The 19,844-nt window shown below is 43.4% G+C and carries 18 protein-coding genes; 8 read left to right on the forward strand and 10 right to left on the reverse strand.

Going from position 1 to position 19,844, the window contains the following annotated elements:
* Window positions 1-35: 35 nt before the first annotated feature.
* From yajC to INP83_RS18700, 4 genes are all read right to left on the reverse strand, one after another.
* A complete protein-coding gene (gene yajC / locus INP83_RS18685; protein WP_219125460.1) occupies window positions 36-356 on the reverse strand; it encodes a preprotein translocase subunit YajC in 321 nt (106 codons plus the stop codon).
* A 96-nt stretch (window positions 357-452) separates the two neighbouring features.
* Window positions 453-902 (reverse strand): DUF1573 domain-containing protein, encoded by a 450-nt coding sequence (locus tag INP83_RS18690; protein ID WP_219125461.1) that lies wholly within the window; start codon window positions 900-902, stop codon window positions 453-455.
* Between the two features lie 18 nt (window positions 903-920).
* Window positions 921-1,868, reverse strand: a complete 948-nt coding sequence (nusB, locus tag INP83_RS18695; RefSeq protein ID WP_146270636.1) for a transcription antitermination factor NusB — start codon at window positions 1,866-1,868, stop codon at window positions 921-923.
* A gap of 56 nt (window positions 1,869-1,924) precedes the next feature.
* The gene (locus INP83_RS18700) at window positions 1,925-3,010 is read right to left on the reverse strand and encodes a Glu/Leu/Phe/Val dehydrogenase (protein ID WP_146270637.1); all 1,086 of its coding nucleotides are present in this window, start codon (window positions 3,008-3,010) and stop codon (window positions 1,925-1,927) included.
* Between the two features lie 349 nt (window positions 3,011-3,359).
* Here INP83_RS18700 and INP83_RS18705 point away from each other — a divergent pair, with 349 nt between their 5' ends.
* From INP83_RS18705 to INP83_RS18715, 3 genes are all read left to right on the forward strand, one after another.
* On the forward strand, window positions 3,360-3,815 hold the full coding sequence (locus tag INP83_RS18705) for an OmpA family protein (protein ID WP_219125462.1): 456 nt from the start codon (window positions 3,360-3,362) through the stop codon (window positions 3,813-3,815).
* 184 nt (window positions 3,816-3,999) lie between these two features.
* Window positions 4,000-5,787, forward strand: a complete 1,788-nt coding sequence (locus tag INP83_RS18710) for an ABC transporter ATP-binding protein (RefSeq protein WP_219125463.1) — start codon at window positions 4,000-4,002, stop codon at window positions 5,785-5,787.
* Window positions 5,788-5,908: 121 nt separating this feature from the next.
* On the forward strand, window positions 5,909-6,229 hold the full coding sequence (locus tag INP83_RS18715) for a DUF3276 family protein (protein ID WP_146270643.1): 321 nt from the start codon (window positions 5,909-5,911) through the stop codon (window positions 6,227-6,229).
* An 82-nt stretch (window positions 6,230-6,311) separates the two neighbouring features.
* On the opposite strand, the gene INP83_RS18720 is transcribed toward INP83_RS18715, so the two are convergent.
* Window positions 6,312-6,800, reverse strand: coding sequence for a DUF5362 family protein (locus INP83_RS18720; protein WP_219125464.1), 489 nt, complete (start codon window positions 6,798-6,800; stop codon window positions 6,312-6,314).
* A 149-nt stretch (window positions 6,801-6,949) separates the two neighbouring features.
* Window positions 6,950-8,320, reverse strand: coding sequence for a magnesium transporter (mgtE, locus tag INP83_RS18725; RefSeq protein ID WP_219125465.1), 1,371 nt, complete (start codon window positions 8,318-8,320; stop codon window positions 6,950-6,952).
* A 194-nt stretch (window positions 8,321-8,514) separates the two neighbouring features.
* Between mgtE and ychF the strand changes: the two genes are divergently transcribed.
* Window positions 8,515-9,618, forward strand: a complete 1,104-nt coding sequence (ychF, locus tag INP83_RS18730) for a redox-regulated ATPase YchF (protein ID WP_219125466.1) — start codon at window positions 8,515-8,517, stop codon at window positions 9,616-9,618.
* A gap of 76 nt (window positions 9,619-9,694) precedes the next feature.
* Here ychF and INP83_RS18735 read toward each other — a convergent pair whose 3' ends face one another.
* Entirely contained in the window at window positions 9,695-10,549 is an 855-nt protein-coding gene (locus INP83_RS18735; protein ID WP_219125467.1) for an oxidoreductase, read from the reverse strand.
* 165 nt (window positions 10,550-10,714) lie between these two features.
* On the opposite strand from INP83_RS18735, the gene msrA reads away from it, so the two are divergent.
* Together msrA and msrB are read left to right on the forward strand one after the other, a co-directional pair.
* Window positions 10,715-11,341 (forward strand): peptide-methionine (S)-S-oxide reductase MsrA, encoded by a 627-nt coding sequence (gene msrA / locus INP83_RS18740; protein ID WP_146270653.1) that lies wholly within the window; start codon window positions 10,715-10,717, stop codon window positions 11,339-11,341.
* Window positions 11,341-11,862, forward strand: a complete 522-nt coding sequence (msrB, locus tag INP83_RS18745; RefSeq protein WP_219125468.1) for a peptide-methionine (R)-S-oxide reductase MsrB — start codon at window positions 11,341-11,343, stop codon at window positions 11,860-11,862. The genes msrA and msrB overlap by 1 nt, the downstream gene beginning before the upstream one ends.
* Before the next feature lie 457 nt (window positions 11,863-12,319).
* Here msrB and INP83_RS18750 read toward each other — a convergent pair whose 3' ends face one another.
* The 3 genes from INP83_RS18750 to INP83_RS18760 all read right to left on the reverse strand — a co-directional run bounded on the left by INP83_RS18750 (window position 12,320) and on the right by INP83_RS18760 (window position 18,790).
* On the reverse strand, window positions 12,320-15,571 hold the full coding sequence (locus tag INP83_RS18750; protein WP_219125469.1) for a TonB-dependent receptor: 3,252 nt from the start codon (window positions 15,569-15,571) through the stop codon (window positions 12,320-12,322).
* 215 nt (window positions 15,572-15,786) lie between these two features.
* The gene (locus tag INP83_RS18755) at window positions 15,787-18,180 is read right to left on the reverse strand and encodes a M1 family metallopeptidase (RefSeq protein WP_219125470.1); all 2,394 of its coding nucleotides are present in this window, start codon (window positions 18,178-18,180) and stop codon (window positions 15,787-15,789) included.
* A gap of 31 nt (window positions 18,181-18,211) precedes the next feature.
* Window positions 18,212-18,790, reverse strand: a complete 579-nt coding sequence (locus INP83_RS18760; protein WP_219125471.1) for a HupE/UreJ family protein — start codon at window positions 18,788-18,790, stop codon at window positions 18,212-18,214.
* Window positions 18,791-18,836: 46 nt separating this feature from the next.
* On the opposite strand from INP83_RS18760, the gene INP83_RS18765 reads away from it, so the two are divergent.
* Both INP83_RS18765 and INP83_RS18770 read left to right on the forward strand, forming a co-directional pair.
* Window positions 18,837-19,379 carry a DUF6702 family protein gene (locus INP83_RS18765; protein ID WP_219125472.1) on the forward strand — a complete coding sequence of 181 codons (543 nt, stop codon included), beginning with the start codon at window positions 18,837-18,839 and terminating at the stop codon, window positions 19,377-19,379.
* 88 nt (window positions 19,380-19,467) lie between these two features.
* The gene (locus INP83_RS18770) at window positions 19,468-19,737 is read left to right on the forward strand and encodes a hypothetical protein (protein ID WP_219125473.1); all 270 of its coding nucleotides are present in this window, start codon (window positions 19,468-19,470) and stop codon (window positions 19,735-19,737) included.
* The last annotated feature ends 107 nt before the right edge of the window (window positions 19,738-19,844 follow it).

Raw genomic sequence — 19,844 nt, forward strand, 5'->3', positions numbered from 1 at the left:
GCCCTTTACCTTTAGCCTTTTACCTCAGCAAAGCCTTACTTAACAGTAGCCGGTGTATTCAGCGCTTTCGATGCATCAAGCGATATAGCTGATTTATCAAAACGAATGCGTGCGCCATTCTCAACCTCAACAACAAAGGTAGTGTCTGCAACCTCGTAAATGCGGCCGTGTATGCCTGCTGTAGTAATAACCCTGTCGCCTTTTTTAAGTTCTTCGGTATATTTTTTTTGATCTTTTTGCTTTTTAACCTGCGGGCGGATCATAAAGAAATAGAACACTACTGCAATTAAACCAAACATGATCAACTGCTGAACTCCCATGCCGCCGCCGGCTTGTAATAAAATTGTACTTATCATCTAAATTAATTATTGAATTATTGTAATGAGTGATAGATTGAATGAGCGAATGAGTGATTCATTCATTTGCTTCTCCTCTTCATCAATCGTTTTAATTTATTTTGCAGTTACTTCGCCAATTAAATGCATCATTGTTTGTGCAGGGTTAGTATTGGCAGTAACCGTAATCTGTTTATCCTGTAACCCAACTTTACCTGCACTATTAAAGGTTACTTTGATTTCGCCTGCTGCGCCGGGTTGTACGGGTGCCTTAGGCCACTCCGGCGTGGTACAACCACATGTTGCAACAGCATCTTTTATGATCAATGGCGACTTTCCGCTGTTTACAAATTTAAAGGCATAAGTTACTTTTTCGCCTTCTTTTATTTTACCAAAGTCATGCGTGTCTTTATCCAGTTTAATAACAGGTGCATTTGCCACATCTGCGGCAGCTGGCGCTGCGCTTGCAGTGGTATCTGTAGCGGTAGATGCGTCATGTTTTGCGCCCTGGTTACAGGCGGTTAACATTAAACCGGCGGCTGCTATGCATAAAAAAAACTTTTTCATATTTAACTGTAATAATGGTTATTCAATTAATCCCCTGCCAGATTTGCGCACCTTGTTACCGGCTTTTAATTCTGCTAAAATTTTATCTAAAATACCGTTTATAAACGAATTACTCTTCGGCGTACTAAACTCCTTTGAGATCTCCAAGTACTCATTAATGGTTACTTTAACCGGGATAGATGTAAAGTTAATAAACTCTACAATAGCCATCTTCATCAGCAAAGTATCCATCATAGCAATACGGTCGGGCTCCCAGTTCTGGGTCTTTTCGGCTATTAAAGCCTGGTATTCTACATCGTGCCTGATAGTTTGCTCAAACAGGTTTACCACAAATTCGCGGTCTTCTGTCCAGTTACCACTAATTTCTGCAAGTTTATTCTCTGCAAAGTTTTCTGAAGCAAAGTTCTTAAAGGTTTTGGCGATCAGTGCCTGCAAAACCTCTTTATCGGTAGGCCAGTAAATAAATTTATCTTCAAAAACCTGCTCCGCTAACGACGATTTTAAGATCACCTTTTTAAAGATGAACTTGATAATGTCTTTATCGCTTTGAATGGTATCGTCAGTTTTTGCCAGGTATTCGGCGTATTCCGGTGAATTTTTAAGGCTTGTGAAAAGTGATTTGGCCAGCTCCGGGTCAAAGCTCCAATCTATTTTGTATTTGCGGATACCATTTAGGTAATCCTTGTTATCCAATACCGAAAGGTAAAAGCGGTTAGTTAAGATCTTTTGGTTAACGTTAAGGTCTTCGGCAGTTGGGCGGTGTTTGTTTGCCCTCTCTTCCGCGTCGCGGGATACGTACTCGATAGTCTCGTTAATAAGCGATAACATCCAGATGTACATTTCAAAAACCTGGTCGATACCGTTTAGCAGGTTTTTTTCAGAAAGTTTAATGTCTTTGGTATCCGACTGATGATACGCGTAAAGCGATTGTAACACTTTTACCCTAAGGTGTCTTCTGTTTAGCATTTTTGTAAGAACGATTATGGCCTGTTTATCCTCTTAAATTGGCCGTATGATAATTTCTAATAGGTTGATTTTACTTTTCTAATGTCTGCAATACGTTTTTCAGCAATTTTGTTTGCCGCTTCAATGGTAGAAATGTTTTCTGCCTTAGAAAGTTTTAAAACGTTGCGGGTAGCTTCATAAATATTTTCGGTAAGCTGCATGGTGCGTCGTTTGCTAAATCCCTGCAATTCCGAATAGCAATTTATAATACCACCTGCGTTAATAACGTAATCCGGCGCAAATAGTATACCTTTATCTAAAAGCATTTTGCCGTGTTCGTCCTCATCCTGTAACTGATTATTGGCAGAGCCTGCAATAATGCCCACTTTAAGCTTGCTGATGGTTTGCGTATTGATAGTTGCACCCAACGCACATGGCGAATAGATGTCAGCATCAATATCAAATATCGAGTTATTTGATACTGCCTCGGCACCGTATTTTTTTGATACCTGCCTAACCCTGTCCTCGTTAATATCGCTTACATAGACCTTGGCATTTTCTTCGCGAAGCAGCTTCACCAATGTTTCGCCAACGTGGCCTATACCTTGCACAATTACGGAGCGGCCGGTTATAGTATCGTTACCATACATTTCACGTACAGCCGCCTTAATGCCCATTAACACGCCTTTTGCTGCCACCGGTGCAGGGTCGCCGCTACCGCCTAAACTCTCAGGGATACCGGTAACATGCTCTGTCTCCATGCGGATATATTCCATATCACGCGGACTGGTGCCTACATCTTCAGACGTTATAAATTCACCATTAAGGTTCTTGATATAACGGCCAAATTTGCGCATCATCGCTTCAGACTTGTCACGTCGCGAGTCGCCTATGATCACTGAATAGCCGCCACCCATGTTTAAACCGGCAATGGCGCACTTGTAGGTCATGCTTTTTGAAAGGCGCAAAACATCATACAATGCTTCGGCCTCGGTACGATAAGTCCACATGCGGGTGCTGCCAAAAGCGGGGCCCAAAGTGGTATCATGTATGGCAATGATAGCTTTTAAGCCAGTGTGAGGGTCGCTGCAAAACACAACCTTTTGGTGGCCATAAGCCTCAAGTTGGCTAAATATGCTATCGGTTGTTTGTTGTGCAGACATGTATCAGCAATTATTAATCAGCACTGCAAAAGTAGCGGTTTTTTTTGTTGTGACAAGTTTAGTTAGCTATACGAGGCATTAAAGGTTGATTAAAATTTGAGATTGAGGGGCGTTACCTGCGGCACACGCCATGCGCCAATAATTCGTCAGGCATTAAACTGAAGGCCGGTATTACCCATATCGTTAGCTCATTATTAATTCCCCTAAAACAGATAGTGCTGTTCACGATAACAACAAGGGTTCACACATATTCACACAGAGGTATACAATTGCAAAAACCTGTAAAACAAATAGTTGTACGAACCCATTATTCTGTTGAATCTTGTTTTACACTCCAAATTAGTTAGTTATGAAAAATATGATCGCAGCCTTTACCGCTATTTTATTACTGGTAAGTGTTAATGCCATTGCAGTAAATAAACATGCAAAAATGTCGCCCGATGCCATGCGCCGTTACAAGGCAGGGCTTTCTGTGGCAGCTATGACCAAAAACCTGCAATTTGATTTCGCAAAAGCTAATCTGCGACCTATTTATAATGAGAGGCTTACGCAATTAGCTAAACTGCTTGTAGAAGGTAACTACCCTATTATACTGCGTGGCCACGCCGATGCCGTAGGCAGCCGTGTACCCAACTGGCAGCTTTCGCAAAAACGCGCTGACGCAATAAAGGACTTCTTGGTTAGCAAGGGGGTTTCTGCTGCAAAAATTGTCACCACACCTTTTGGCAGCACCATACCGGTTGCCAGCAACCGCACTGCAGAAGGCCGCCAACGAAACAGAAGAGTGGAAATTAGGCTAAGTTAATAGTGAAGCCCGACGGTGTAAATGTCTTTTGATGACCTCTGCAACTACAGAATAGCTGGGAGCGAGAGGATAATTATTGAGCGTTACATTTATTGATCTGACAATGCTTTTAATACAAGCATCAAAAGGATGACGTAGGCATGGTTGCTTTATAAAATAGCATACCGTACTTTTGGTTATTCTAATGAAAGACCTCGCTTACCTAAATAAATTCTTTTACAAATATCGCTGGCGCCTTATCCCGGGTGTATTATTTGTGGTGATATCAAACATTTTTGGGGTGCTGCCTGCACAGGTTATCCGCGTAGCGTTTGACTTGGTTACTGATAATATCGGCGTCTATCAATTATTCTCGGGCTTTAACCGCCAGGAAATGATCTATGATATTTTTGGATCGAGCCTGTTACTCTTCGGGATGCTGGTATTGATTCTGGCGTTGTTGCGGGGCTTGTTCCTGTTCTTTATGCGGCAGACTATCATCCTGATGTCGCGACACATTGAATATGACCTTAAAAATGAGATCTACGCGCACTACCAGGTGCTATCGCTGGCATTTTACCGTCGCCACAACACCGGCGACCTGATGAATCGTGTTACTGAAGACGTAAGCCGCGTGCGCATGTACCTTGGGCCGGGCATTATGTACAGCATCAACACGGTGGTATTGTTTGCGCTGGTTATATATGCCATGCTTATTGTAAATGTTAGGCTGGCTATATTTTCTATTCTGCCCCTGCCTATCCTCGCAGTGGTTATCTTCTACGTAAACACCATTATTGAAACGCGTAGCGAAAAAATACAGCAAAGGTTATCAGGCTTATCAAGTTTTGTGCAGGAGAATTTTTCGGGCATCAGGGTGATACGTTCTTATGTGCGCGAGAATTTTGTGAGGCAGCGCTTTGCTGCCGAAAGTGAGGACTATAAAACCCAGAGCATGGCTTTGGCCAGGGTACAGGCCATTTTCTTCCCTTCTATGTTATTACTGATAGGGTTAAGCAATGTGATAACCATGTACATTGGCGGGGTTGAAGTAATGAAGGGTAACATCACATCAGGCAACATTGCCGAGTTTATTGTTTACCTCAATATGCTGGCCTTCCCGGTAATTTCTCTGGGATGGGTAACCTCTTTGATACAACGGGCTGCTGCTTCACAAAAACGTATCAACGAATTTTTGCACCAAAAACCGGAGATCATTTCGCCCATTGCGGCATTGCATAAGGTTGCAGGTAAGATAGAATTTGATAACGTAACCTTTAATTACCCCGATACAGGTATCACCGCCCTAAAAAATGTGTCTTTTACCGTAAATCCAGGTGAAATGGTGGCCATCATCGGGCGCACAGGGTCGGGGAAATCAACCATTGCCAACCTCATCATGCGGATGTATGATGTTAGCAGCGGACAGATCGTTATCGACGGCAAAACTATCGACAGCCTTAACCTGAACAACTATCGTTCGCAAATAGGTTTTGTGCCACAAGAAGTTTTTCTGTTCTCTGATAAAATATCACATAATATTGCCTTTAGCGCTGATGTGTTAGATATGCCCGCAGTTGAACAGGCCGCAAAAGATGCTGCTGTTTACGGCAATATCATAGAACTGGAACATGGATTTGATACCCTGATAGGCGAACGCGGTGTAACGCTTTCAGGCGGCCAAAAGCAACGCGTGAGTATTGCGCGCGCTATTGTAAAGCAGCCGCAGGTTTTAATATTTGATGATTGCTTATCTGCCGTTGATACCCGTACCGAAGAGGAGATCTTGAGCAACCTCGGCCGTATTATGCAAGGTAAAACAAGTATTATAATAGCCCACCGCATATCTACCATAAAAAACGCTGATAACATCCTGGTACTTGATGATGGAAGGATCATAGAGCAAGGCACACACGATGATCTAATGGAGCTTAAAGGCGCTTACTTTGAGCTTTATGAAAAACAATTGCTCGAAGAGCAGGAAGAAGCGTAACCCTATACAGCAAAACAGCGTAAAAGTTTTTATAAAAATTTAATATTTGTGAATAAATACTTGCAATTGCAACACTTTTATATATTTTTATAGCACCAAAACTATTACACTAAGCACAAATATGGGAGATTTTGACAACAGAGAGCGCGAAGAGGTTTATTCAAAAAAAGTAAGAGCCGGTAAAAGGACATATTTTTTTGATGTTAAGGCAACAAGGTCTAACGATTATTACGTAACCATTACCGAGAGCAAAAAACGCCTTGAGGATGGTGTTTTTATCAAACATAAAATCTTCCTCTACAAAGAGGACTTTGAAAAATTTGCTGAAGGCCTTAAAGACACGGTAGAATACATCAAAGCTCACCAGGATGTAACCGAAAAACGTTACGAGTTTAGCGAAAGCCCTGAAGCCGCTCCTGCCGATGAAGATTTCTCGTTCTAACAAGTAAGATTTTCAACCCCTTAATTAATAAAAAGACCCCGCCCTTATTAAAGATGCGGGGTTTTCTTTTATGATTAATTCTTTAACCCCTCATGGCAGAGGCTGCACCGATACCTGCTATAATGCTGCCGGCAAATATTAATATCATGAGAGAAATATATACGATGGTAATTATGCCCCATAGCTTAAAAAACGACTTTAGTGTTCCTAAGGCATTGGTTAATTCATCGGTATTATAAGTTGCTGCTGCACTTTTAATACGGTTACCAAACTGGTACAGGTACAGCGCGAAAAAGAAACTTACCGCCGCTATTAAAAGGTAAATACCGGTTATTAATCCACCCATGCCTGCTACAGCCCCCATCATTGGGTTTATTGTAGCCATTGTTGTCATAATTGTCCCAACAAAAAGCGCAGCTAATGCGATAAAGGCGGTTGCGATAAAACCAACTATGCCCAGGAAATAGGCCCAATCGCCGGCTTTTTTAAGGTAGTAGATTGCATTTTCTGTTAAAATTAATTGCGGTTGAGCAGATGGCTGTACCGGCGTAATGTTTTCGTTAAATTCCATTGTGTTTAAGGTCTGATTATTTCTCTTAAAGATATGAAAATGATAAGCGTCTTACAACATGCTAATTCTCAACATTCTATTAATAACGGCTGCTTAAAACAACAAACCCCGCCTTTTGGGCAGGGTTTGTTCTTATAATTTCAACTCCTTTACAACAACACACCCTTCATAAACATTAGGGCCACGCTGAAGTAAATGATTAGGCCGGTAACATCAACTAAAGTAGCCACAAAAGGCGCCGATGAGGTTGCTGGATCTGCGCCGAGCTTTTTAAGCAATAAAGGGAGCATTGAACCCGCAAGTGATCCCCACAAAACAACACCAATTAATGAGAAACAAATAGTTAACCCAACAAGTACCCAATGCGGGCCATACATGGTACTGAACAAGGTAAATGCCCCTATTCTTAAAAATCCAATTATACCGAGTGTTGCACCAAGCATTAAACCCGAAATGATTTCCCGGCGCATTACCCGCCACCAATCTGCAATGGTAACCTCACCCAAAGCCATGGCTTGTATAATAAGCGTTGAGGCCTGCGAGCCACTGTTACCACCGCTTGATATGATGAGTGGAATAAATAACGCCAGCACTACAGCCTTTTCTATCGAATGTTCAAAAAAGCCCATGGCGGTTGCGGTAAGCATTTCACCAAGGAATAGTATCACTAACCATCCCACACGTTTCTTCACCAGCCTGAACAGATTGATATCCAGGTAAGGCTCATCCAAAGCTTCGGTACCACCGATTTTCTGGATGTCTTCGGTATATTCTTCGTTAGCGATCCAGAGGATGTCATCCACGGTAACAATACCCAAAAGAATATTCTCAGCATCTACAACCGGCAACGCAGTGCGGTTATTCATCCTGAACACATTGATGGCTTCTTCCTGCGGGTCGTTGGCACTAAGGGAAATAGATCGCCCATCCATCAGCTCGCTTACTTTTGTTTCAGGATCAACCAATAAAATATCGCGGATGCGGATATCATCAAGCAGTACGCCACCGCTATCTATCACATAGATCACGTCGATAGTTTCGGAGTTTTTTCCATACCGGCGTATGTGCGATAAAACTCGGTTCACATCCCAGCTTTTTCTCACGGCCACATAATCGGGCGTCATTAAACGGCCAACACTGTCTTCCTCATAACCAAGCAAACTCAAAGCCTCTTTACGGTCGGCGGGTGAAAGGTGCAGGATAAGCGTTTTAACCGCATCGCCATGCAGCTCTGCAAAAAGCGAAGTACGGTCGTCCGGAGGCAACTCGTTTATCAGCTCTGCTATCTTATTACCCGGAAGTTTCTTAATGATACGCTCCTGCGTAGGGAAATCTAAAATGCGGAATACATTTACCGCACGGTTAATATTGAGGGTCTCAATAAATTTGGCACCGTGCTCAGGCAATTCATCAATCAGGCTTTCAACGTCAGAGATATTTAAGTTGTTCAAATATTCCTGCAACTGATTTTTATCATCTTGTTCCAGCAGTAATTCTATCTGTTCAACCATCTCTTCCATAAACCTAAAATTTTACATGTTAATACCTTATTACCTGTGGATTTTCCGCCCGCAAAAGTCGTTTATTTTTTCAAATTTCAAGGCATTTTTTCTGTTATCTTTGCGCTTTTAAAAGAGGCAGGAAAACAAGAATCAGGAAACAAGATTCTTTTCTTGATTCCTGGCTCTTGAAATCTTGATTCAAAAAATAAATAATGGGTTTACAATGTGGTATAGTGGGTTTGCCAAACGTGGGCAAGTCTACACTTTTTAACTGTTTATCAAATGCAAAGGCGCAGGCGGCTAACTTTCCGTTCTGTACCATTGAACCAAACGTAGGTGTTATCACCGTTCCGGATGAGCGCCTTACAAAGCTTGTTGAGATCGTAAATCCGAAGAGCATTGTACCTAACGTTATTGAAATTGTAGATATAGCCGGCCTTGTTAAAGGTGCCAGCAAAGGCGAAGGTTTAGGTAACCAGTTCCTGGGCAACATCCGCGCTACCAACGCTATTATACACGTTTTACGCTGCTTCGATAACGATAACGTGATACATGTTGATGGTTCTGTTGATCCTATCCGCGATAAAGAGATCATTGATACCGAGCTACAACTTAAGGATCTTGAATCTATTGAGAAAAAGATCCAGAAGGTTGAAAAAATGGCAAAAACCGGCGGCGATAAAGAAGCCAAAAAGGCTTATGAAGTTGCGCTGGTTTACCGCGAGCACCTGTTGGCTGGTAAATCAGCCCGTACTGCTCCCGTTGCTGATGAAGATAAAGAATACATTGAAGACCTGCACCTGCTTACCGCCAAACCGGTTTTATACGTTTGCAATGTTGATGAAACCGCAGTAAATACCGGCAATGCCTATGTTGACAAAGTACGCGAAGCGGTTAAAGACGAAAACGCCGAGGTATTAATTATATCTGCCCAAATAGAGTCTGAAATTTCTCAGCTGGATACTTTTGAAGAGCGCCAGATGTTTTTGGATGACCTTGGTTTAACTGAATCGGGCGTGAATAAGCTGATCAAAGCGGCATATAAACTGCTTAACCTTGCTACCTACTTTACTGCCGGTGTACAGGAGGTACGTGCATGGACCATCACACAAGGCTTTACGGCTCCGCAAGCGGCCGGTGTTATCCATACCGACTTTGAGAAAGGCTTTATCCGCGCTGAGGTGATCAAATACGAAGATTTTGTAAAACACAACGGCTCTGAAGCGGCTATTAAAGAAGCCGGCAAAATGGGCATTGAAGGCAAAACCTATATTGTGCAGGATGGTGACGTTATGCACTTTAGGTTTAACGTGTAAACAAAGCCCCCAGCCCCCTAAAGGGGGAGCAGAATAATCATAAAAAACAAAAGCCCCTATTCGGGGCTTTTGCTTTTTATCGCTCGTTTTCAGGAAAGTCACTGCCCAGCGTTAGCTCTTTGTACGCTTCAAAGTTTTGCTTCAGCAAATCCAGCTTTTCGTTGGCCATATCAAAGGCCATCTTGCCCAATAGCAGGCGCAATTTGGTATCGCCATCTTCAACGGCATCAATAATTGCCTGCGAACCGCGCACAGGGTCGCCTACTTGCTTGCCGCTGCCTTCCAAACTGGCTGCCATACGTTTGCCCACGGTATCTTTGTAATCGTCGAGCTTAGTTTCAGTGCGTTCTGTTGATCTGCCTGCCCAATCAGTACGGAATGGCCCCGGCTCCACTAATAACACTTTAATGCCAAGTGGCTCTACTTCCTGCGACAATGATTCAGACAAGCCCTCTACCGCAAATTTTGTAGCGTGATAAAATCCTGTAGAAGTGAATGCCCTCAGACCACCTATCGATGAAAAGTTAACAATATGGCCTTTGCGCTGCTCGCGCATATGTGGCAATACCGCTTGCGTCATGTTCACTAAACCAAAGAAATTGGTCTCAAACTGATTGCGGATCTTATCTTCCTCTCCTTCTTCAATACTGGTGAAATATCCGTAACCTGCATTATTAACCAAAACGTCTATCTTTCCAAACTTGTCAATAGTTTGTTTAACTGCTTCGGTTATTTGTGCCTTATCGGTAACATCAAGTTTCAATACAAGACTGTTCTCATTGTGCCCATCGGCGATATCCTTGATTTTGTCAGGATTTCGTGCAGTAATAACCGTATTGTAGCCTTTATCTAAAAGCAGTTTTGCCAGTTCGCGACCGAAGCCGGTAGAACAACCCGTTATAAACCACACAGATGCATTATTATTTTCCATAGTTTCGTTTTTATGTACTATTTACAACTTACGGGTGCGTTAAGAGTTTGCATAGTTGTAAGCTTGTTTTGTCAGCGTGGTATCATAAACAAGTTAATGGCTTAACTTGTAAATTCGTACGGGTCAAAATCTCGTTTATAATAATAAACCAAGAATACAGCCACCATGTTAAAAAAATCAGCATTATTTATCTGTACTATATTGTTCGCTGCAACGGCTTTTGCAGGCAGCAAGCCTGCTGCTAAGTATACAGCTGCAAAGCTGGATACGGCGACCTTCGCAACCGGATGTTTCTGGTGTACCGAAGCAAAGTTTCAGCAACTTAAAGGTGTAAAAAGTGTTACATCCGGCTTTACCGGCGGCAAGGTGCCCAATCCATCTTACAAATTAGTTTGTACCGGTACAACCGGCCATGCCGAAGCTTGTAATATTGTATACGACCCATCAGTGATCAGCTATGACGAATTATTAGAGGCTTTCTTTGTAGCCCATGATCCAACACAGCTTAACCGCCAGGGTAATGATGTGGGTACGCAATACCGCTCGGCCATTTTTTACCACAATGCCGCCCAAAAGCAAAAGGCAGACTATTACATTAAAAAACTAAACGCCGAAAAAGTATACAAGAGCAATATCGTTACCCAGGTAGCGCCTTTTAAAGTGTTTTACAAAGCCGAGGATTATCACCAGAACTATTTTAATCAAAATGGCAGCCAGCCTTATTGTAAGTATGTGATACAGCCCGAACTGGAAAAATTTAAAAAAGTATTTAAAAACAAGCTTAAAAGCTAATGAAGCAATTAATGATAGGCCTGGCTATATGCATGGGCGTAACTGCCACAGCATCGGCACAAAACTTAAAGAGTAGCAAAGGGCACGCAAATAACCCTTATTATTCTAACACAGACACCAGGCATTTAAACGTGAGTAATGCCGAGTGGAAGAAAATATTACCCCCGGCCCTCTATGCCACAGCTCGCGAAGCTGCAACGGAACGTGCCTTTACCGGTAAATTCTGGAATGCCAATGCAAAAGGCACTTACTATTGTGCAGTTTGCGGCAACAAGCTTTTTCGCTCTGATGCTAAATTTGCCAGTGATTGCGGTTGGCCGAGTTTCTTTGAGCCATCGCGCAAGGATGCCGTTATATACAAAGAAGACCACACTTACGGAATGGATCGCACTGAAGTGCTGTGTGCCCGTTGTGACTCGCACCTGGGCCACATCTTTGACGACGGACCAAAACCAACCGGTAAACGATTTTGTATGAACTCGGTTTCGCTTGATTTCCAACCTGATGGATTTGGAAAATAAAATTTCTTAAACAGAACTTTTTGATTAAAGTCCTCTCCTGTTGGAGGGGACTTTTTTGTTAAATAGTTAACTCACCCCGACATCGCCTTCGGCTCGTCGACCCTCTCTGCTCCGCAAAGAGGGTGAAGAATTTCATTTCCTTGCTCCTAACCCTCTTTGCGCGCAGCGAAGAGAGGGTGGTCGAGCGCAGCGATGATCGGGTGAGTCCTATTCGCTATTTTACTTACCCCGCGACACTTCGTGCGCGACCCTCTCTGCTTCGCAAAGAGGGTGAGAAATTTTTTTCTTGCTGATACCCTCTTTTCGCAAAGCGAAGAGAGGGTGGTCGAGCGGAGCGATGACCGGATGAGTCAACTCATGAACTTTACTCACCATATAACGCAAAAGCGCCCGCAACTTTTGGTTGCGGGCGTTTTGATTAAATTAATATAAAGAACGCGTGAAAAAAGAATTTCCGTTAGAAGGCGTACCGCAAGCCAAACTGCATCTGCCAGCGTGAAGCGAACAGGTCAACAGAGTAAGGCAATCCCGGGTCGGCAAACGTATATTTTGGATACGTTGTCGGCACGTTAGCAAATGTTGGTGTAGCAGCCTTAATAGGCGTTAAACCAACGCTCGCGGTAGAGTTAAAGGTGTTAGCAGAGAAATAGTATTGTCCCCATTTCTTGTTTAACAGATTGGTAAGGTTCACGATGTCATAGGTAAAAGTGATCACTTGTTTACGTTTACCGTTACCTATTTTGAAATCCTGCGCAAAGCGGAAATCAAGTTGGTTGTTCCATGGTGTAAAGGCAGCATTACGTTGTGTAAAGTTACCACGGCGCGATGACAGGTATTTGCTGTTGTCGATGAACGCATCGAATGCGGCTGCCTGTTGTGCTGCGGTAGCACCACCTGTTATATTATTAAAGAAGTTAACTGTTTCTCCTTTTTTAGGGATGTAGGCCAAGCTAACTTGCTGACCTGTGCCATCGATAGCGCTTGGGTAGAAACCGTAAGTATAAGGGTTACCAGATTGTGCGCTAAAGAAGAAGCTGAAGTTAGCGGTCAATCTTTGAGCGGCATCCCAATCATGTTTAAAGTTAACTGTAGATACGATACGGTTACGGATATCAAAGTTTGAATTAGCTAAACCCGGATTATTAGGGTTTAATGCCTGGTTCAACTGCCAGTTTGATTCCATTGAGTTACGGATACCGTTGGTTACATCTTTTGAATGACCGTAGGTGTAAGCAACCATAAAGTTCAATGAAGACATTGGGTTAAACTGGGTATTCTTAGACACCTGTGCTGTTGCACTATAACGGTAGCCCTGACTGGTGTTTGATAACAGGTAAGCGTTTGTGTATAGTGTATTTATCTTTTGGTTAACAAAGATAGGCTGCTGTTGCTGAGTGTCATAAGGATAGTAAGCGACTTTATCAGTTACGTTAACCTGTTGAAACTTTAGGTCATGAATAACTTTGGTGTAAATACCTTCTATGGTAAATCTCCACTGGTCAGTTGTGGTATAGTCAAGCGCTAAGCTGCTTCTCCAAACCTGCGGCATCTTAAAGTTATTGTCAATAAGGTCAACCTGGGTTGCACCAGCCGCGTTGGTGATATTAACACCTCTATCTTGTGCTGCTTGTGCACCACCATTAGCAGGGGCTTTAACAATAGTTGGGCCTGCTGCTGGCGGGTTGCCATCGTAAGCACCGTAGGTTTTACCGTTGTTGTAAAACGCGTAACCAAACCAGGCAAACGGTACACGACCGGTGAACAAGCCGCTACCACCACGTAAAATAACGCTTTGGTCGCCGTTGATATCATAGTTGAATGATACACGCGGGTTAAACTCAAAGTTATTTAAGTAGTTCTGTTTAATATCCTTTGGCTTGGTGTAGGTGAAGGTGTTGCCATAGTTAGGGTCAACTGGGGCATTTGTAGTTTTATCGCTTAACGGTTGTTTGTTAGGCACATCTGCATAATCAACACGTAAAGCTGCAGTCAGCTTAAAATTATCAGTCAATTGTATCTCGTCCTGGCCGTATAAGCTCAGTAAGTTTACTTTAAACTGTGCAGATGGGTTATTTAAAATATAATCGCGTGTGTTGTTTGTGTAATTGTAATTGGCACGTACACGTGATGGGTTATCAGCTAAGAAATCAGCAACGCTTTTGAATGCATCACGGCCGTTCCATGAGTTTACAAAGTTGTAGGTGATGTTGTAAAACTCATTGTGAGTACCAAAGGTAAAGTTATGTTTGCCTTTAGTCCAGGTAAGGTTATCGGTAAACTCAGCGGTCTTCTGGTGCATATCAAATATAGCAGCCTCGCGGTCGGTACCCAGGAAGATGGTAGTACCAGGCGTTTTGCCGGTTATCTCTATCTGCGGTAAAGCAGGATTTGAGTTAGGGTCGCGATAATCATGTACGTTTGAATAACCTAATACCAAACTGTTGTTAACAGTATTAGATAACCTTGACTTTAACTCCGCAACTGTTGATGTTGAGTTATTGTGTGAGGTATAATCGATACCACCAAAGCGGAAGTTTTGCTGATCGCGCTCAAGGTTGGTAGCGGTTGATGTAATGGTATTATTACGGATAGTTAACTGGTTATTATCATTGATATTCCAGTCTAAGCGGTTAAAGAATTTGTTTGAGTTTGAATAGATACTGGTATTACCATAAGTGCCTGCATCAAAACCTGCAGCAGCAAATTTAGCTGAGATAGCTTGTGCATCTGCCAGCGATAAGATCTGCGTAGAACCGGTACCATCTGCACCGCGGATAACAGGATCCTGACGGCGGGCGATCTCCTCGTTGGTAAAGAAGAACAATTTATTTTTGATGATAGGGAAACCTAAGCGGATACCTGTTTGATAATCATGGAATGAGCTTGGCAGTTTAGAACCGTCGCCACCGGCAGCAGCCGAAGCATTGTTTGGGCCTACCAGGAAGGCGCCACGGCCAAAACCATAAATTGAACCTGTAAAATCATTTGTACCGCTGCGGGTTACAGCGTTTATACTACCACCTAACACGTTACCAATCTTGATATCGTAAGGGGCCACCAAAACCTGAATGTCCTGTATTGCATCTAATGACACCGGGCTGGTGCGGGTACTGCTACCTACCTGGCCAGATGCATTGCTTTGGCCACCTAATGATGGGCTGAAGCCGATAGCATCGTTATTAATAGCACCATCAAGCGTTACGTTGTTATAGCGGAAGTTGGTACCCTGGAAAGAGTTATTGTTGCTTTGGGGAGTAGTACGTGTAAGATCCTGTAAGCTACGGTTGATGGTAGGCATATTACGGATCTGGCTTTGATTGATGCGTGTACTGGCCCCGGTTTTAGATGGGCCCGCAACAACCCTAACTTCTTTAAGTGCTGTTGTTTCATCAACAAGCTGGAAGTTAAAAGTAGCGTTACCTAAAGAAAGGTTAACATCAGTACGTTCGTCTTTTTTAGAACCAACAAAAGTGGCAGATATTGTATAAGGGCCACCTGGGTTAATGTTAGGAATAGTGTAACGGCCATCGCTGTTGGTTTGTGAGCCGTAGCGTGTGCCGGTACTATTGTTTAAAACGGATACGGTAACACCGGGCATAGATTGGCCGCGCTGGTCAACCACTTTACCACTGATGGTAGATGTGGTGATCTGAGCGTTAGCCGCTGCTGCCAAGAACAGGGTAACAATGATCAGGTAAAATTTCTTCATTTTGGGGTACATTATTTACCCACAAAAGTCTCCCGCCCAGATTACCCATTTGTTAAGCGTTCATTAGAACGGCATTAGAATTGAATTGGAATTATATATTAACTAATTAATAATCAGCAATTTGAAATACAACATTACATTAAGATAATGTTAACAAGTGCCATAAAACGCAAAAGCGGCGCTTAATCAGCGCCGCCTTTGATAAAAAAGTTCAATTATTTGGAGGCTGAAACCTGCATAGGATTAAGCCCGCTTGACTGGCCACGCACCGGACCATTCATTTTTTGTTTGAATAATTGGAATTTAGACTTCTCCGGTGCCTTACCCCAATAGTTGTTGGTCTCATCAATATCGGCAGTTTCGCGCATCGGGTCGAGTTTTATCGATGCCACTTCTTTATCCAGAATGTAGAACTTAGAAGCGTGCTTCTCATTCAGGCGCCAGATCTGCACAGGTATACGATCAACCCATTTGCTGCCATCTTTGTAGGTAAACTCAACAATCACCGGCATTACTAAACCACCTTTATTGCTAACGTTGATCTCGTAGAAATATTTATCATCGTATTTGGCTTTGTCCGCATCGTTCAATGGTTCCACAAAAGGCTCCGGAGCCGGCATCGCCTTAACCATCTTTTCAAACTTAGCGGTATCAACTTTTACCAAACCACGATCATATTTCCAGTAGAAATCCTGCGTGGCGGTATCACGGTCGGTTTGGAATTTGATGTTTTTATCTGTACGGTTGCGCACTTTTGATATATCCTCAAAAGCATTTACCTGCGGCGGCGTAACTTTAGGCGCGTTACGCGGCCTCATATCAGGCAGTTTGGCATTAACATCTGCCTTAGCGTATTTAACCGAGTCTAAAGAGATATCTACCGGATCCGTTCCATAGAACCAGCCTCTCCAGAACCAGTCAAGATCTTCACCACTGGCATCTTCCATGGTACGGAACAGATCAGCAGGTGTTGGATGCTTAAATGCCCAGCGGCGTGCATATTCTTTAAAGGCATAATCAAACAGCTTGCGGCCCATGATAGTTTCACGCAGGATGTTCAGCGCGGTAGCAGGTTTTGAATAAGCATTTGGGCCAAACCTTACAATGTTCTCTGAGTTGGTCATGGTTGGCTCAAGTTCATCCTTAGGCAGCTTCATGTAGTCAACAATGGTATAAGCAGCGCCTTTTTTGCTTGGGAATTTATTATCCCAAAGTTCTTCAGTTAAATACTCAACAAAAGAGTTAAGGCCTTCGTCCATCCAGGTCCACTGGCGCTCGTCGCTGTTTACGATCATCGGGAAAAAGTTGTGACCAACTTCGTGGATGATCACCCCTATCATACCATTCTTAGTGCTTTCGCTGTAAGTGCCGTCTTTTTCGGTACGGCCATAGTTAAAGCATATCATCGGGTACTCCATACCGTTTGATGCCTCTACAGACTGGGCAACCGGGTAAGGGTAAGGTATAGAGAAATCAGAATAGGTTTTAATGGTGTGCGCTACCAAACGGGTTGAGTATTTGCTGTACAGGTTGTAAGCCTCTTTGCCGTAATAGCTCATAGCCATTACGTTGCGGCCACCAACTTTAGTACCCATAGCGTCCCAAACAAACTTGCGTGATGATCCCCATGCAAAGTCGCGAACGTTATTAGCCTGGAAAACCCATGTTTTTTTTGCCGTTGATGGTGCTTTTTCTGCCGCTTTTGCCTCAGCCAGGGTAACAACTTCAACCGGGGTGGCCGATGTTTTTGCCTTGTTGTAACGAGCCAATTTTGCAGGACTTAATACAGCTGCATAGTTGATACACTCACCGGTACCGCCAATTACGTGATCTGCCGGAACAGTCATCTGCACACGGAAGTTACCGAAGGTTAGCGCAAACTCGCCACGGCCGGTAAACTGGTGGTTTTGCCATCCCTGGAAATCGCTGTAAACGCAAAGGCGTGGGTACCACTGCGTCATGGTGAACAGGTAGTTGCCATCCTCAGGGAAATACTCGTAACCGCCACGGCCACCAACGGTCATGCGGTCTGATATCTTATAATTCCAATCAACAGTGAATACGAATTGGGCACCCGGCTTTAATGGCGCAGGAAGGTCAACACGCATCATGGTTTTATTGATGGTGTAGTTCAGTTTTTTTCCGGTAGCATCAACCAGGCGGGTAATCACATCACCAAGGCCGTTATCATAATCGCCGGCACGCACTTCTGCTTTATCAACGTTTTGTGTAGTAGTTGCACGCGGCATGGTAGAGCTGGTTTGGTAACCGCTATTACGCAGGCTGCTGTGCTCGTTCTCATCCAATTGTAACCAGATGTAGGTTAGCGGATCAGGCGAGTTGTTGAAATAGGTAATGGTTTCAGTACCGGTAAGTTTCAGGTTCTTCTCATCAAGTTCGCACTTAATGTTGTAGTCTGCCCGTTGCTGCCAGTACTTGGCACCGGGGGCACCACTGGCAGTTCTTTGCTCATTAGGCGTACTTAAGATGGTACCTAACTGCTCAAACTTGTTACCGTGATTGCTGCCCGGGTTGTTTTGTATATCCTGTGCAATTGCTGCACCGGCTATACTTACCGTAAGTAGAAAGCTGGTAAATATTCGCTTCATGTGTTATGTGGGTTAAAGAATCAAATTTAAATTAAATAGGCAATCTTTCAAATGCCATCTGCACCGATAATGCGAAAACGCCTGCCGAGATAAAAAACACCCAGTCGCGCCTTGCAACGCGTAAAACGCTGATGAAAAAAGCTGCCAATAAAAGGATAACGGCAACCACCACTATCTGCCCTGCCTCTAAACCAAGATTAAAGCCGAACAGGCCCCATCCAATACTTTCATCTTTAGCCAGCATAATGCGGATGGTATTTGCAAACCCCATACCGTGTATCAGCCCAAAAAATAGCGCTAACCAGTAATTGGTGTTAACACCGCCATTTTTTTGGTTTACCCGCCAAAGGTTATTGATAGCCGTAAGGAAAATGGTGCATGGGATCAAAAATTCTACCCATTTGCCGGGGAAACGTATCACATCCAAAACGCTTAATGCTAATGTTAGCGAATGGCCTATTGTAAATGCGGTAACCAGTATCAATACCTGTTTGATGTTACCAAAAGTGTAAACGGCAGCCAAAGCCAATATAAACAGTTGGTGGTCTAAGGCATCGGTGCTGATAATGTGTTTCCATCCCAGTCCAAAATAAAAACCAATATCAGACATACTAAATTTTGAATGAAACCGTAAATTTAGCAGCTTTTGGTTACAAATGAACTCCGGCACCGCTATGATCTCATTTTTGGGTAAATCTCTTCTATATTGTTACATTTCGTTTCTTCCGCTATTTGGTAAGGCACCTGCAAAGGCAAGCTTTCATCCGCTCCATGTTAGCACCAGCGACATTAGCTTTAATGGGAACGATAAGCAAATGGAGGTGATATGCACCATTTTTACAGATGACTTCGAGCTGGCGCTGGAAAAACAGTTTCATACCAAGGCCGACCTTAGCAGACAAGATATGCACAAAGCCATGGATGCTTTGGTAAAAAATTACATCAACAGCCATCTGCTGCTAAAAGCTAATGATACTGCACTACCTTTGAACTACCTGGGCTTCGAGATCAATCGCGAAGCAGTAAACGTTTATCTTGAATCGGGCAAGATTGCGCAGCCAAAAAATATTGATGCGCAGGTTACCTTACTGCAAAGCCTGTACAGCGATCAATTGAATATTGTTCACATAACCGTGAATGGCACCCGTAAGAGTACAAGGTTGGATGCACCTGCGAAGATAGTAAGCCAGGTTTTTTAACAACTTGTCATTGCGAGGAGCGATAGCGACGTAGCAATCTCATAGGTAGTTCTTCGTTAGGAATGGCAGTGAATAATATGAATCGTCAGTGGATGTTACTTTCTTTTTTTCCGCTAAAAAGAAAGTAACCAAAGAAAAAACTCGCGACTTGGTAACGCGCTGCAACGTTAGTGCTTTAGCAATGCCTGTGGTTGCCGCACGTTACGCCATGTCGCATTTTACGGTGGCGTCGGGTTCGTCACTGGGTTATTCGATCCTTTATGTTTTTTTTCTACCTGTCAGCAAAAAAGCTTCGGGCGAAAGAGGGCAGAACAATCTTGGCCTGTGTAGTAGGAAGGGCATAGCAATACTTGCCTGAAGCGATAGCATTGCGCGAACAAAGTGGGGGCAAGATGTTGCAGCCCGTGGTTCTGACCGGTTTGCAGGGTAAAGGCCCCGTGCGGCAAAGAAGCCTCTTTGCTGACT

It is taken from the genome of Mucilaginibacter sp. 21P, from assembly GCF_019331605.1.
GTDB lineage: Bacteria > Bacteroidota > Bacteroidia > Sphingobacteriales > Sphingobacteriaceae > Mucilaginibacter > Mucilaginibacter achroorhodeus.

Coding starts and splice junctions, on each gene's coding strand:
- yajC (WP_219125460.1), bottom strand. CDS start 356: ATGATAAGTACAATTTTATTACAAGCCGGCGGCGGCATGGGAGTTCAG.
- INP83_RS18690 (WP_219125461.1), bottom strand. CDS start 902: ATGAAAAAGTTTTTTTTATGCATAGCAGCCGCCGGTTTAATGTTAACC.
- nusB (WP_146270636.1), bottom strand. CDS start 1,868: ATGCTAAACAGAAGACACCTTAGGGTAAAAGTGTTACAATCGCTTTAC.
- INP83_RS18700 (WP_146270637.1), bottom strand. CDS start 3,010: ATGTCTGCACAACAAACAACCGATAGCATATTTAGCCAACTTGAGGCT.
- INP83_RS18705 (WP_219125462.1), top strand. CDS start 3,360: ATGAAAAATATGATCGCAGCCTTTACCGCTATTTTATTACTGGTAAGT.
- INP83_RS18710 (WP_219125463.1), top strand. CDS start 4,000: ATGAAAGACCTCGCTTACCTAAATAAATTCTTTTACAAATATCGCTGG.
- INP83_RS18715 (WP_146270643.1), top strand. CDS start 5,909: ATGGGAGATTTTGACAACAGAGAGCGCGAAGAGGTTTATTCAAAAAAA.
- INP83_RS18720 (WP_219125464.1), bottom strand. CDS start 6,800: ATGGAATTTAACGAAAACATTACGCCGGTACAGCCATCTGCTCAACCG.
- mgtE (WP_219125465.1), bottom strand. CDS start 8,320: ATGGAAGAGATGGTTGAACAGATAGAATTACTGCTGGAACAAGATGAT.
- ychF (WP_219125466.1), top strand. CDS start 8,515: ATGGGTTTACAATGTGGTATAGTGGGTTTGCCAAACGTGGGCAAGTCT.
- INP83_RS18735 (WP_219125467.1), bottom strand. CDS start 10,549: ATGGAAAATAATAATGCATCTGTGTGGTTTATAACGGGTTGTTCTACC.
- msrA (WP_146270653.1), top strand. CDS start 10,715: ATGTTAAAAAAATCAGCATTATTTATCTGTACTATATTGTTCGCTGCA.
- msrB (WP_219125468.1), top strand. CDS start 11,341: ATGAAGCAATTAATGATAGGCCTGGCTATATGCATGGGCGTAACTGCC.
- INP83_RS18750 (WP_219125469.1), bottom strand. CDS start 15,571: ATGAAGAAATTTTACCTGATCATTGTTACCCTGTTCTTGGCAGCAGCG.
- INP83_RS18755 (WP_219125470.1), bottom strand. CDS start 18,180: ATGAAGCGAATATTTACCAGCTTTCTACTTACGGTAAGTATAGCCGGT.
- INP83_RS18760 (WP_219125471.1), bottom strand. CDS start 18,790: ATGTCTGATATTGGTTTTTATTTTGGACTGGGATGGAAACACATTATC.
- INP83_RS18765 (WP_219125472.1), top strand. CDS start 18,837: ATGAACTCCGGCACCGCTATGATCTCATTTTTGGGTAAATCTCTTCTA.